The following is a 13555-nucleotide window of genomic DNA, read 5'->3' on the forward strand; positions in this document are numbered from 1 at the left end:
TCTTTTATCGACTTAAAACGCCTGACAGGGCACACATAATACATATTGGCCATGAACATCATTAAACTGACTTAATGTATTGGCTTCTTGTTGGATTTGCTCTGCTGCAGGGCGCAAGGCTGTTGGTAGCACTGTTGTTATCCAGTGAGAGAGCACATTGGAATCGCCCATAAATTGGGCCAACAGCTTTTCTTTAGCCGACATCGGCAGTGTCACTTCTTTTACACTAAACTCGCCTAAGTTGGCCAGCTCTGCTGCCGCTGCTAGGGCATCATCTAAGTTACCTAGCTCATCGACTAAGCCCAGTTCTTTGGCCATTTCCCCGGTCCAAACATGCCCTTGCGCCACCTGTTCAACTTGTTCTGGGCTCATGTCTCGCCCTTGTGCCACTAGCGTGACAAATTGCTGATAGATATTCTCAACGCTCATTTGGATCATTTGCTTGGCATGATCGGGTAATCCGGTGGTCAGGCCTGCGCCCACAAAATCTGTGGTACCTACGCCATCGGTATTAAGCCCAAGCTTTTTCAACGCATCTTCAAAGGTTAAAAATAAGCCAAATACCCCAATCGATCCGGTTAACGTTGTGGGAGCGGCATAAATTTTATCGGCATCGGCGGCTATCCAATAACCACCAGACGCGGCTGTGCTGCCCATAGACACCACAAGTGGCTTGCCGCTTTCTTTAAAGCGCAACAGGCTATTACGAATTTGCTCGGCGGCAAAAGCACTGCCCCCTGGGCTGTCTACACGCAGTACCAAAGATTGAATATTGTCATCATGTCTGGCTTGTTCAATCAGTTTGCTAATATGCGCATCATTCATACTGTTTGGCGTTGCCGTATCTGCGGTCATAATGGCGCCGCTGGCGGTGATTAACCCAACGGCTGGGGCCGACTTAGTGGTGCTTGGGGTGTGGTTTAAGTAAGTCGAAGTATCAATACTCATATACTGCTTGGTTTGGCTATTCCAGCCTACCAGCTCAGCAATAGCAGCTTGCATTTGATAGCGATTGGCTAAGCGGTCAACCAAACCTTGTTCGAGTGCATATTGTGCAGGATTGCCATTAACAGCGGCAAAACGCTGCAGAAGTTGCGCTTTGCTGGGGCTAATATGATCGCTTGGAATATCTCTTAAGGTCGCCACATTATTTTGATAATGCTGCCAGAGTTGCCCTAACCATAACTGCGTATCTTGGCGGCTTTCTTCCGACATATCATTGCGTAAATAGGGCTCAACAAAAGATTTATAGGTGCCGACTCTAAAGACATGAGGGGTAATATTAAAGCGCTCAAAGGCTGCCTTATAATGCAGGCGATAGACTCCCAAGCCTTGAAGGGTAACGGCACCCGCAGGGTTCAGTAATATTTCATCGGCGTGAGCCGCTAAGTAATATTGCCCTTGGCTGTAATTATCGCCTATGGCATACACCGGCTTGCCAGAGGTTTTAAACTGTTCGATAGCGCCACCCACTTCGTCCAGTTTAGTGATGCTCGACTCACTCATATTGTGTAACTGCAATACCAAGGCCTCAATACGATCGTCGTGGCGGGCGTTATTGAGCGCCTCTTTTATTTGACTCAATGTCATGGGGGCGGGCGTATTGTCACCAGAAAACCATTTTTCTGCTAATTGCTTTGGGCTGGTTATGGCGGCTTGTTCAAGTATGGGGCCGGCTATTTCCAGTGTTAGGGCGGCTTTTTCGGGGAGGATAGTGGCTTCATCTTCGCCGCTGAATAGTAAGACTGCGAACGCAATAATACCTAATAAGAAAAGGGCGGTAATGAATAGACGAATGGCGTTAAGCACTCTGGCCAGAGTACGAAACACCCACTTAATAGCAGACCACATAGTTTTGCCTTAAATGAAATGATTATTGAATAGCGCCATTATGACGACACTATTAATACAATGCCAAATTAAAAGGTATTTAAACGATTGTTTGAATATATAGCGCCGATGCACTAGCCTGATACTCTTCCCCTTGCTGCCATAGGTGTCAGTATAATGAGTGACTACCCCCATTTATTAGCTCCTCTTGATTTAGGTATAACAAGGCTTAAAAACCGTGTGATCATGGGCTCTATGCATACCGGCTTAGAAGAAGAGCGGGGCGGCTTTGCAAAGTTGGCGGCTTTTTATGCCGAGCGAGCCCGTGGTGGGGTTGGCTTAATTATTACCGGTGGTATTGCCCCCAATCTTAGAGGGCGGTTACTCCCTATGGCGGCGCAGCTGAGCTATTTTTGGCAGCTACCACGGCATCGTTTATTAACCCAAGCTGTGCATAATGAAGGAGGAAAAATAGCCCTGCAAATATTGCATGCCGGTCGTTATGCATTTCACCCCTTTGCGCACGCCCCTTCTGCTAAAGCGGCGCCTATTAGTCCTTTTACGCCTCATGCTATGAGCCAGCGTCAGATCCGTAACTGCATCCATGATTTTGCACATACGGCTAAATTGGCGCAACAGGCGGGATACGACGGCGTAGAAATTATGGGCTCAGAAGGCTATCTAATTAACCAATTTATTTGTGCCAGAACCAACCTAAGAGACGATGAGTGGGGCGGCGATAGCACACAGCGCCAACGCTTGGCATTAGAGATAGTAAAAGCGGTACGGGCTGGGGTGGGGGAGTCGTTTATTATTATTTTTCGACTTTCTATGTTGGACTTAGTCGAGCAAGGCTCCACCCTCGATGAGGTGATTGCCTTAGGTCAAGCATTAGAGCAGGCAGGCGTGACTATTATGAATACCGGCATTGGCTGGCATGAAGCACGGATACCGACCATTTCTACCCAGGTGCCGGCAGCGGCCTTTAGTTGGGTGACTCACCAAGTTCGCCAAGCACTCACTGTGCCGGTAGTGGCCACCAACCGTATTAATAGCCCCGAGATTGCCGAGCAAATATTGGCATCGGAACAAGCAGACTTAGTGTGCATGGCGCGGCCATTTTTAGCGGATGCTGATTTTGTCAACAAGGCGGCAGCGGGGCAGGCTGAGCAAATAAACACCTGCATTGCGTGTAATCAAGCTTGCTTAGATCATGTGTTTAAACGACAGCGCGCCTCTTGTTTAGTCAATCCCAGAGCCTGTTACGAAACTGAGTTGGTGGTAACACAAAGCAAGCGCACCAAGCGATTAGCCGTGGTAGGGGCGGGCATGGCGGGATTGAGCTTTGCCTGCCAAGCCGCCGAGCGTGGGCATAAGGTGGTGTTATTTGAGGCTGCCGCCACCATAGGTGGACAATTTAATTACGCCAAACAAATACCAGGTAAAGAAGAGTTTGCCCAAACCTTGCGCTATTTTCATCATCGTTTATTACAGGCTGGGGTAGAAGTACAACTTAATACCCCAGTCACAGCCCCGCAATTAAAGGGCTTTAACGAGGTGATATTAGCCTGCGGTATTACCCCACGCATGCCCGATATTAAAGGCATAACGCATTCTAAAGTGCTCAGTTATCTTGATGTATTGGCGCATCATGCCCCCGTTGGAGAGAAAGTGGCCATTATTGGTGCCGGCGGCATTGGTTTTGATGTGGCGGAGTTTTTGGTGGCTAATGCAGCTCCCAGCACAGAGCAATGGTTAGCACAGTGGGGCGTTGACCGTGACTATCAAACCGCAGGCGGTTTACAAGACCCGCAAGCGGTTACGGCTAAACGTGAGGTGTGGTTATTACAACGTAAAACCGAGAAACCTGGTAAAAAATTAGGTAAAACCACCGGCTGGATCCACAGAGCCAGTCTGCGACAACACGGGGTAGAGATGTGGGCTGGAGTGCGTTACCTGCATATTGATGATGCGGGCTTGCATATAAAGCGCGATGGAAAAGAGCAGTGCTTAGCGGTTGATCATGTGATTATTTGTGCGGGACAACAGCCAAACCGCACCTTGCAAACGGCATTAATAAAACAAGGAACGAAAAAAGTGCATTTAATTGGAGGGGCCGATGTGGCCGCAGAGTTGGATGCGAAGCGCGCTATCCGCCAAGGTATGGAGCTGGCGTTGACAATATAGTGCTTACACCGACCGCTTATGGCTTTGCAGGGCTTATGTTATGGTATGACTCTTATTGATTTGGCTTAATAATAAAAGGTATACACATGGATGCATTAGAACTGCTATTAAATCGCCACTCTAACCCGCGTTTAATTGAGCCTGCACCGGCGGGTGAGCAGCTAGACACCATTTTTAAAGCGGGTTTGCGTGCCCCGGATCACGGTGCGTTAACGCCGTGGGAGTTTATTGTATTTGAAGGTGAGCAGCGCACCTTGTTGGGCGATATTTTAGCAAACGCGACTCAAGCCAAAGGCGAGGCTGAAGAGACTATTGAGAAAGCGCGTAATGCTCCCTTACGTGCCCCCATGGTCATTGCGGTGGTAGCCAAAGTAAAAGAGCACAATAAAGTGCCGCGTTTAGAGCAAGAGTTATCGGCGGGTTGCGCATTAATGGCCATGCAAATGGCGTCGTTAGCGCTTGGCTTTAATGGCATTTGGCGTACCGGTTGGTTTTCATTTGATCGCGGTGTACATCAAGCACTGAGCTTGGCAGAAACGGATCAAATTGTTGGTTTCTTATATTTAGGCACAGCGCAAGTAGCCGTACGCCAACTTCCTGAACGCGACCCTGCGCCCTTTGTACGTTATTTTGGTAAATAAAAAGCGCTAGAAGTTGGTGAATAGGGACTGGTGAATAGGGAATGATAAAGCTGGTGATTAGGGATTGTAAGTTACCATTCCCTAATCCCTAATCCCTAATCCCTAATCCCTAATCCCTAATCCCTAATCCCTATACCACTCATGTTTTTACGGCTCGCTACTATCTAGCGCTTGCTTATCCCAATAGATAAATGTCCAAGCGCCTAAGGTACCGAAAAACACCCCTAATACACTGCTTGCCAAAATATCGGCAGGCCAGTGTAAGCCTAATAATAGCCGTGAATAACATACGGCGACCGCCCATACCGCCAAGCCACCGACTAACCAAGGTGAACGTTGCCTATACAGCAATAACAGGCAATAAAAGCTGGCCATGGTCATGGCGGCAATAGAGTGACCAGAAGGAAAAGAATAGCTTACTTCATCTTGCCAGTGGCGCTTTAGCCAACTGGGTACCTGCTGATCAGACATATCTTTTACGCCATCGGCCACCCAACGCTCGCGTATCAACGGCAGCTGGGCATAAAAATCAGCGCTGTCGGCGAGTCGACCTTTTTCTGCTAACCAAACAACATACGGGCGCGGCTCTTTAAAATATTCTTTGGCAATGCTCTTGGTAATAAATGCACTCCCAAGCGCCCCCATTAAACAAAAGAAAAATACCACTAATTGCCCCGAGCGACGGCGCCAACGCAATAGTGTGAGTAAACTTAACGCTATTAATGTCAGGGCAATGCCTAACTTACTAATAGTGAGCGTTAGGCTATATGCCAATAAAGCTGGGATTTCATTTAAATCAAGCAGGGGAAACCAGTTCCAATGCCATTGGTAACCTAAACTTGCAATAGTAACAGGTAGAATCAATAACAAGAGTAGCGTGCACAGCGGTCGAAGTATCATTAATGGTTTGGCCAAAAAGTGTGTTTTATCGTGGAATAGTGGGGGCAAGCAAGAAGTGTAACAAAGCAAGCGGTGAATGCTAGCTAGAGCTTAATTAAACAAAAGGTATAATAAGTGGCTTATTGTGTATTTTATGTGGCAACCTTGCCAGACAGTGATCACTTCTTTGAGTGAAATTTGAATAATAAAACCTTATTAAGGAGGTAGTTGCCAATGAAGTTGCTAGCCGATGAGAATATGCCTTATGTGCAAACCTTATTTGGCGATTGGGCAGAGGTTACTACCTGTGCAGGCCGAGACATCACCCCCGAGCAGTTAAAAGGAGTTGAGGTATTATTAGTTCGCTCTATTACTCAGGTGAACGAGGCGTTATTAACGAAAGCCGATAGCTTGCGCTTTGTAGGCACCGCCACCATTGGCTGTGATCACATAGATACCGAATTGCTTGCTCAGCGCAATATTACCTTTGCTAGTGCCCCAGGCTGCAATAAAGTGGCGGTAGGTGATTATGTATTAGCAGCGTTACTGACGGTTGCTGAACATAAGGGCTGGCTACTCAAAGAGAAAACCATTGCGGTTGTGGGGGTGGGCAACACAGGCTCACAAGTGGCTGAGCGCGCCCATGCACTGGGCATGGAAGTACTATTATGCGACCCTTTTAAAGCACAACAGAGTCCGACAGGTTTTGTCGAGCTTGCTCAAGCACTAACAGCAGATATTATTAGTTTTCATGTGCCTATCACGCGTGACGGTGCACACCCAACTTGGCACTTATTAGATGAAGAGGTTATTCATCAGCTGCACGGTGATCAAGTGTTGATTAATGCGTGCCGCGGTGAGGTATGGGACAATAATGCTTTATTGCTACGCCAACAAGGCGCCAACCCATTAACCCTGGTAATGGATGTTTGGGAGCATGAACCTGAGGTATTAGCGCCATTGGTTAAGCATACGCTGCTAGCAACGCCACACATTGCAGGCTATAGCCTAGAAGGTAAGGCGCGGGGCACGTTTGCGTTATATCAAGCATTAAAAACGCAATATGGCCAAGAGGTAATGAATAGTGTTGAGCAGTTATTGCCAACACCGCCAATAACGCATATAACATGTGCCGGTGAATACGACCAAGATTTATGCACGCGTTTAGTGCGCTTAATTTACGATATTAAAGCTGATGACCGTGCATTTCGTGCTGCACTGGGTCAACATGGTTTCTTTGATCAGTTACGTAAACAATATCCTCAGCGAAGAGAGTTAGGTTCATTAGCAGTGGAAAGCACACAAATAGACGTGCAAAATACATTACACGGGCTGGGGTTTAGCGCCCAGCGGTAAAGTTTAATGCCATATTGTTGATATAGTAATGCTTGCAGCTAACAACGCAGGCTAGGTTTCTATTGGCTGGCGCTGTTTTTTTCTATACTGCTTAACTATATGGCAAGCATGAATATAAGCCGTGTTATAGGTCGGTACAGCAGCTCGGCACAACGTCAGGAAAAGGATATAAAAAACGTGATAAAACGACTCAGACCCTATCTTGGTGTTGGTTTGGCTTTATGGCTAGGTTGTGCGGGTATAGCTGCCGCGCAGGATGATTTTTATATTGAACTGCGTGGCCCTGAATCGTCAGATTCAAGGCGTGTAGACTCCCCTGCACAAAATACCACGCAGGCTAGCGGGCAAAATACCCCCCAAACTCGTCAGCCTTCATCCACAAGAACACCGGTAATAAGCCCTGGGCGTTATGGGCCCATTCGTAGCACAGATACCTTGTGGGCGATTGCGGCACGTAACACCACTGCACCCACCACAGTGCAACAGACCATGGTGGCGTTATACCACCTTAATTCTCAGGCCTTTGTACGTGGTAATATCAACCACTTACAACGCGGCGCTCAATTACGTTTGCCCACCCAAACCCAAGCGACACAGCGCACTGCAGAGGAAGCTGAAAGAGAGTTTCGCCAGTTAAGTCGCCAAGGGGCGCGTCAGGTGTCTCGTGCTGCTACTCCTAAGCCTGCTACTCCTAAGCCTGCGGCTCCAATCGCGCCTCCTGCAGAGCCCAGTGCTGAGCCAGCCACTGATGAACCCGCTCAGCCGGCTGAAAAAGTCACCCCGCCTGCGCCTCGCCCTCAAGAGACGACAGTTGTTGAGCCTCCCAAACCAGCTGCTAAACCGGTTACCCCGTCTGCTCCCATGGCAGCCACGCCACCTGAGGTGAGCAATCAGGGCTTAAGTGAGCCTAAGGCCGCGCCAGATACGCCCAAAGCCCCACCTAGCACACCAGAGCAAGCAGAAAATGCGGCACAGAACAGGTTACAGCTGCAATTAATGGATGAGCTGCGTGAGCAGGTATCTATGTCAAATGAGCAGTTAACTGAGCTTGCTAATAATAATCAAGCATTGCGCCAGCGATTGACGCAGTTGACGGCTGAGGTTGAAGCATTAAAAAATACACGCAGCACCTCTAATAGCGCTGATGCAACTGTGCCAGGAAGCGCAAAAGAGTCTAAAGAAGGGTGGCTAAGTGATTTGCTCAGTAACCCCATTAACTTGGCATTAATCTTAATATTGCCAGCCCTGTTATTGATGGCGCTCTTTACGTTATGGTGGCGTAAAAGAGAGCGTAAAGACTTGGCTGAACAAGAACAAGAGTTATCAGAATCTAGCGCCATGCTGGAAGAAGAAACTAATGACTTTGATGACTTGTTTGGTACAGAGGATGATGTTGACCCCATGTTAGCGGACATGTCTGATGAGCTTGAATTAGAGCCCGAAGACGAGTCTGAACCTGGCGTAGATGAAGATGCGTTTGCCCGTTTCTTAGAAGAACAGCAACTGCAAGAAGAGCAAGAAAATCAGCCAACATCAGGCGAAACAGCCCCCGTATTTGCAGATACCGAAAAAGATAGCGCTGATCTCGATCTTGGTGAAGATGCATTATTTGATGATGAAGCCTTATCGCAAGATGATCAGGGTGAGCGTATGTCAAATGATGACTTGGACGATTTATTTGGCGAGCCGCAAGCAGAGCAAGCGGCAGAGAGCCTTGTGTCAGACACTAATAATGATGATGAAGTTAATCTGGATGACGCAAATCTTGATGATGAAACTAGTGCAGGTGCGCTGAATAATAACACGCAAGATCAAGAAGACGCGGTTGTTTCCTCGGCAACAGCAGAATCTAGTGCGACACAGGCGAGCACCGAATCACTATCTAATGAGCCAGCAACAGACAACGCCGAGCGCGATAATGACATAAACCGTAATACCGACACGGCCGAAACGCTGGCCGATAGTCTGTTTGCCGATGGGGCTCCTGCTGCTGCATTGGATGAGAGTGAAGCGCTTGCCAGCAGTGTGACCGATACCTCTGCTGTTGATGAGTTATTGGCTGATGAGACAAATGTTGAAGACGACTATGTATCTGTGGATCAACTGATGGCTGAGGCGGAGGCTGCAGACGGAGTAACCGCAGAAAGAGAGCGTAAACTCGACCTAGAGCTAGATGATTACGCTGATGTTATTGGTCAAGCAGATGACGTTGATATTGATGCCGATGAAGGCGGGATTGGTGCCCAGCTTGACTTAGCTCGCGCTTATATCGAGATAGACGATATAGACAGTGCTCGCGATTTACTTAATGAAGCGCTTGAACAAGGTAATAAAGCTCAGCAGCGTGATGCGAGTAAACTATTACAGCGGCTTGATAAACGGGGTTAACTTGTCCTGAGTGATACGTTGAGATCAACACATTACCTTAACGCCGGCCTCATTATGAGGCCGGTTCTTTAATTTAGTGCGGTAACGAGTATAATTGCCGTCTTTATTCGCCCCGTGGAATTAATTTATGCGCATTGCTCTTGGCATCGAGTATGACGGCAGTCAGTATTATGGCTGGCAACGGCAACGAGAAGTGCCCAGCGTACAAGCTGAGATAGAAAAAGCCGTATCACATATTGCCAATCAATCAATTACGGTACAGTGTGCAGGGCGCACCGATGCCGGTGTGCATGGCACCGGTCAAGTTGTGCACTTTGACACAGACGCGGTTCGCAAGCTCAGTGCGTGGACGCTAGGCATGAATGCCAATTTACCCAGCGATATTGCTATTCGTTGGGCCAAGCAGACCAGCGATGATTTTCATGCGCGCTTTAGTGCCACGGCTCGACGCTATCGCTACATTATATTTAATCATAAAATGCGCCCGGCGATTAATGCCAGTGGTGTGAGTCATTATGTTGGCGAGCTTGATGCAGAAAAAATGCACCAAGCAGGGCAATGCTTATTAGGGGATAATGACTTTACCTCATTTCGAGCTATGCAATGTCAGTCTCATAGCCCCCATCGCCATATTTTACATTTAAATGTAGAGCGCTATGGTCACTATGTGGTGTTAGACATAAAAGCGAATGCCTTTGTGCATCATATGGTGCGCAACATTGCCGGTAGCTTAATTAAAGTGGGGCTTGGCGAAGAAAGCATAGGTTGGGTAAAAGAGGTACTTGCCGCTCGCGATCGTCGAGTGGCGGGCCCTACGGCCAAGGCCGGCGGTTTATATTTAGTGACCGTCGATTATCCTGACTCTTTTGGTTTGCCTACTACTATTCCGGGCCCGTTGTGGCTGCCTGATAATTTACGTGGCACGCATGACGAGAGTTAACCCATAATTTTTATCAACGAATAGGCTGAACTATGCTTTAATGCTCGTCATATTGTCGAACAAGATGATCAAAGCGTAGCCCAATAGGCTGTACTCAGATCAATATGGCAGTCAGTTTGTTTTCGATGCAATCATTTTGCGAAACCCGCAGCATATCAGCTGCAACAACGATGCAATTACGCTAAGGATTTCCATGAGCTGGTTAGAGAAAATTCTTCCTAAAAATAAGAATATCGGTGTTCGTCGTCACAGCATTCCTGAGGGCGTATGGAGTAAATGTACCAGTTGTGAACAGGTATTGTACCGTGCCGAGTTAGACCGTAATTTAGATGTGTGCCCCAAATGTGATCATCATATGCGAGTAGGAGCACGGTTACGCTTAGATAAGTTTCTTGATAAAGACAATCGTGTTGAGCTGGGTGCTGAATTAGAGCCACAAGATGTGTTGAAGTTTAGAGACTCTAAAAAGTATAAAGATCGCTTAAATGCGGCACAAAAAACCAGCAACGAAAAAGACGCCATTGTTTCAATGACAGGTACTCTTAAAGGGATCCCTGTAGCGGTATGCGCTTTTGAGTTCTCTTTTATGGGCGGCTCTATGGCCTCTGTAGTTGGCGCACGTTTTATTGAAGCCGTTAACGTCTGTATTGAAGAAAACCGTGCCTTAATTTGTTTTTCTGCGTCTGGTGGTGCTCGCATGCAAGAGGCATTGTTCTCGCTTATGCAAATGGCCAAAACCAGTGCTGCGTTAAACCGCTTATCTGAAGCAGGCTTACCCTACATTTCGGTATTAACCGATCCGACTATGGGTGGCGTATCTGCCAGTTTAGCCATGTTAGGTGATGTGAACGTGGGTGAGCCTAAAGCGCTCATTGGTTTTGCGGGGCCACGTGTTATTGAACAAACTGTACGTGAAAAGCTGCCAGAAGGGTTTCAGCGCAGTGAGTTTTTGCTTGAGCACGGTGCCATCGATATGATTATCGATCGCCGCGATATGCGCGACAAACTAGCCGGTGTTATCGGTAAGTTGATGAACATAGATGAAGTGATCACCGCTAAGCCTGAGCCACAAGAATCAACGCCTGAGAGCGAATCTGGTACTGCTGCTGAGTAATGATGAGTAATCTCGATCCTCAACAGCGTTCATTAGCCGACTGGTTAATCGTGCTAGAAAACTTAAATATGGCACATATTGAGCTGGGCTTATCGCGTATGACCACAGTCGCTGAGCGTCTCGGTTTACTTAGTTTGCCCAGTTATGTGATTATTGTGGGAGGCACTAATGGCAAAGGCACTACCTGTGCTTTGCTTGAATCATTATTGCGTGCCGGTGGCCAAAGTGTAGGTGTGTATTCCTCTCCGCATTTGGTGGATTACCGTGAACGGGTTCGCATTAATGGGGAGAGTCCGGTTGCGGAAGACTTTTGTGCCGCTTTTTCCGCTGTTGAGTTGGCGCGAACACAAGGTGATCAGCCTGATGTCGCCTTAACTTATTTTGAGTTTACGACCTTGGCCGCGTTATGGCTGTTTCGTGCCGCCGCCCCTGATGTGGTCTTACTTGAGGTTGGTTTAGGGGGGCGATTAGATGCCACCAATGTGGTGGCGTCAGATCAAAGCATAGTAACCACCATAGCGCTTGATCATACCGACTGGTTAGGCTCAGACAGAGACAGTGTCGGCTTTGAAAAAGCCGGTATTTTTCGCCACGCTAAACCCGCCGTGTGTGGTGATCCTCATCCGCCAGCACGCTTATTGGCTTATGCTGAACAACTTGGTACGCCCTTATATTGTACTGGGCGCGACTATGTATGGCAGCAGGCTGAGGCGTCTTTAGAAGATAGTCCACATTGGTCGTTTAGCGGATTTGGCCTCCAGCTCGATTGTTTACCGCAGCCCTCGCTACCGGTAATGAATGCAGCGACGGCATTGGCAACGCTTGCGCTGTCGCCTTTTATGCCCAATATTCATGCCATTAAAGAAGGCTTAACGCGTGCGCAACTCACGGGGCGTTTGCAACAGCTACAACCTCAGTTATGGGTTGACGTGGCACATAACCCCGAGTCTGCTACGTATTTAGCCAGCCGTATACCGCGCATTAAAGGCCAAGGTCGCTGTTTAGCTGTGGTAGGTATGTTGAAAGACAAAGACATACCAGCAAGCTTAGCGCCCTTACAACCTTTGATTGATGACTGGTATTTGGCCAGCTTATCCGGCCCTCGAGGTGCAACGGCTAATGAGCTTGCTCAGTGGCAACCCGGGGACTGTTTTAACTCAGTAAGCGACGCATTGGCAGCGGCGCAAGCCAACGCCACAGAGCAGGATGTAGTGATTGCATTTGGTTCATTTTTTACCGTGGCCGATGTGTTGGCCTGCCATACTGAGGCGCAACAATAGCCATCAGTTTAACGGCAGCTAAATCTTATCGGTAAATAATATGACAGGTAATAAATAGGAGAGCACTTTGGCGACACAGTTTCAGCATCGATTAGTAGGTACTGTCATTTTGGTGGCGCTGGGCGTTATCTTTTTGCCTGATGTATTAAACGGTAAGCAACAGCGACCACCCGATGAGGCGGTGACTATACCTCTGCGCCCCAATCTTGAGCCTGTCCGTCCTGTGGCGAAGGCGCCTGCTGCTTCAGCGCAAGACCAAGCTGTTGCTCAGGCAACCGAAGAGCCGCAGTCATGGAGTATAGAGCAGGCTAAAGAAGCACCGCCAGTGGCCCCTACAGCGGCTGCGCCTAAAACAGAACCCAAACCGGCAGCAAAGCCGAAGCCGGCTCCGAAACCTGTGCCTAATACGGTAGCCAAAGTTGCACCGGTTAAACCGGTGGCACCTGCGACAACACAAGCGGGCGATCATATTGTGCAGCTAGGCGCATTTCGCAATGCCGCTAACGTGAATGCATTAGTAAAAAAATTGCAGGCTGCAGGTTATTCTGTCCATACTACCCCAGCCGTACCACGTGAAGGTGACATTAATCGCGTGTGGATAGGGCCAGACAATAAAGCTCGGTTAGAGAGACAGCTAGGTGCATTAGAGCAATTAACGGGTTTAAAAGGCAGTGTAAGACCTAAATAGTTGCAGCGCCCAGCGCTTTAAGTTGTAGGTCGTACGTTATATGCGGTAAGAACTAAAACACCGGATCTATTGATCCGGTGTTTTAGTTTGTATTCAGCGTTATTTTTTATTTTTAACGTATACTAATACCATTCTGTAAAATTAACTGGTCAGATTTATCCACTCTCTGGAGCACATTTGTGTCACGCGTTCGGCACTTTCAATAAAGGTGTTCCAGGCCTCGCAGACGCTGCTCATGATGTCTTCATAATT

At 48.0% G+C, this 13555-nt stretch carries 10 protein-coding genes; 8 read left to right on the forward strand and 2 right to left on the reverse strand.

Annotation, left to right across the window (positions count from 1 at the left end; translation table 11 throughout):
- Positions 1-12: 12 nt before the first annotated feature.
- Complete coding sequence (gene sppA, locus J3U76_RS11575) at positions 13-1851, reverse strand: signal peptide peptidase SppA (protein WP_208006130.1); 1839 nt, start codon at positions 1849-1851, stop codon at positions 13-15.
- A gap of 156 nt (positions 1852-2007) precedes the next feature.
- Between sppA and J3U76_RS11580 the strand changes: the two genes are divergently transcribed.
- Positions 2008-4017 (forward strand): NADPH-dependent 2,4-dienoyl-CoA reductase, encoded by a 2010-nt coding sequence (locus J3U76_RS11580; protein WP_208006131.1) that lies wholly within the window; start codon positions 2008-2010, stop codon positions 4015-4017.
- 86 nt (positions 4018-4103) lie between these two features.
- Positions 4104-4658, forward strand: a complete 555-nt coding sequence (locus tag J3U76_RS11585; protein ID WP_208006132.1) for an NAD(P)H nitroreductase — start codon at positions 4104-4106, stop codon at positions 4656-4658.
- A 147-nt stretch (positions 4659-4805) separates the two neighbouring features.
- Here J3U76_RS11585 and J3U76_RS11590 read toward each other — a convergent pair whose 3' ends face one another.
- Complete coding sequence (locus J3U76_RS11590) at positions 4806-5558, reverse strand: phosphatase PAP2 family protein (RefSeq protein ID WP_208006133.1); 753 nt, start codon at positions 5556-5558, stop codon at positions 4806-4808.
- 213 nt (positions 5559-5771) lie between these two features.
- On the opposite strand from J3U76_RS11590, the gene J3U76_RS11595 reads away from it, so the two are divergent.
- The 6 genes from J3U76_RS11595 (at position 5772) to J3U76_RS11620 (ending at position 13303) form a co-directional block, all read left to right on the forward strand.
- Positions 5772-6893 carry a 4-phosphoerythronate dehydrogenase gene (locus J3U76_RS11595; RefSeq protein ID WP_208006134.1) on the forward strand — a complete coding sequence of 374 codons (1122 nt, stop codon included), beginning with the start codon at positions 5772-5774 and terminating at the stop codon, positions 6891-6893.
- Positions 6894-7070: 177 nt separating this feature from the next.
- Positions 7071-9281 (forward strand): FimV/HubP family polar landmark protein, encoded by a 2211-nt coding sequence (locus J3U76_RS11600; protein WP_341534343.1) that lies wholly within the window; start codon positions 7071-7073, stop codon positions 9279-9281.
- Positions 9282-9408: 127 nt separating this feature from the next.
- Positions 9409-10221, forward strand: coding sequence for a tRNA pseudouridine(38-40) synthase TruA (gene truA / locus J3U76_RS11605; RefSeq protein WP_208006136.1), 813 nt, complete (start codon positions 9409-9411; stop codon positions 10219-10221).
- A gap of 193 nt (positions 10222-10414) precedes the next feature.
- Positions 10415-11335: an acetyl-CoA carboxylase, carboxyltransferase subunit beta gene (gene accD, locus J3U76_RS11610; protein ID WP_208006137.1), complete on the forward strand. Its 921-nt coding sequence runs from the start codon at positions 10415-10417 to the stop codon at positions 11333-11335.
- Positions 11335-12615 (forward strand): bifunctional tetrahydrofolate synthase/dihydrofolate synthase, encoded by a 1281-nt coding sequence (gene folC / locus J3U76_RS11615; RefSeq protein ID WP_208006138.1) that lies wholly within the window; start codon positions 11335-11337, stop codon positions 12613-12615. The genes accD and folC overlap by 1 nt, the downstream gene beginning before the upstream one ends.
- A 67-nt stretch (positions 12616-12682) precedes the next feature.
- The gene (locus tag J3U76_RS11620; protein WP_208006139.1) at positions 12683-13303 is read left to right on the forward strand and encodes an SPOR domain-containing protein; all 621 of its coding nucleotides are present in this window, start codon (positions 12683-12685) and stop codon (positions 13301-13303) included.
- The last annotated feature ends 252 nt before the right edge of the window (positions 13304-13555 follow it).

Source organism: Oceanisphaera pacifica, from assembly GCF_017498065.1.
Classification (GTDB): Bacteria; Pseudomonadota; Gammaproteobacteria; order Enterobacterales; family Aeromonadaceae; genus Oceanimonas; species Oceanimonas pacifica.

Bases quoted from the DNA above. Each gene is read 5' to 3' on its own strand.
- truA (WP_208006136.1), top strand. From the start codon at position 9,409: ATGCGCATTGCTCTTGGCATCGAGTATGACGGCAGTCAGTATTATGGC.
- sppA (WP_208006130.1), bottom strand. From the start codon at position 1,851: ATGTGGTCTGCTATTAAGTGGGTGTTTCGTACTCTGGCCAGAGTGCTT.
- accD (WP_208006137.1), top strand. From the start codon at position 10,415: ATGAGCTGGTTAGAGAAAATTCTTCCTAAAAATAAGAATATCGGTGTT.
- J3U76_RS11585 (WP_208006132.1), top strand. From the start codon at position 4,104: ATGGATGCATTAGAACTGCTATTAAATCGCCACTCTAACCCGCGTTTA.
- J3U76_RS11595 (WP_208006134.1), top strand. From the start codon at position 5,772: ATGAAGTTGCTAGCCGATGAGAATATGCCTTATGTGCAAACCTTATTT.
- folC (WP_208006138.1), top strand. From the start codon at position 11,335: ATGATGAGTAATCTCGATCCTCAACAGCGTTCATTAGCCGACTGGTTA.
- J3U76_RS11580 (WP_208006131.1), top strand. From the start codon at position 2,008: ATGAGTGACTACCCCCATTTATTAGCTCCTCTTGATTTAGGTATAACA.
- J3U76_RS11590 (WP_208006133.1), bottom strand. From the start codon at position 5,558: ATGATACTTCGACCGCTGTGCACGCTACTCTTGTTATTGATTCTACCT.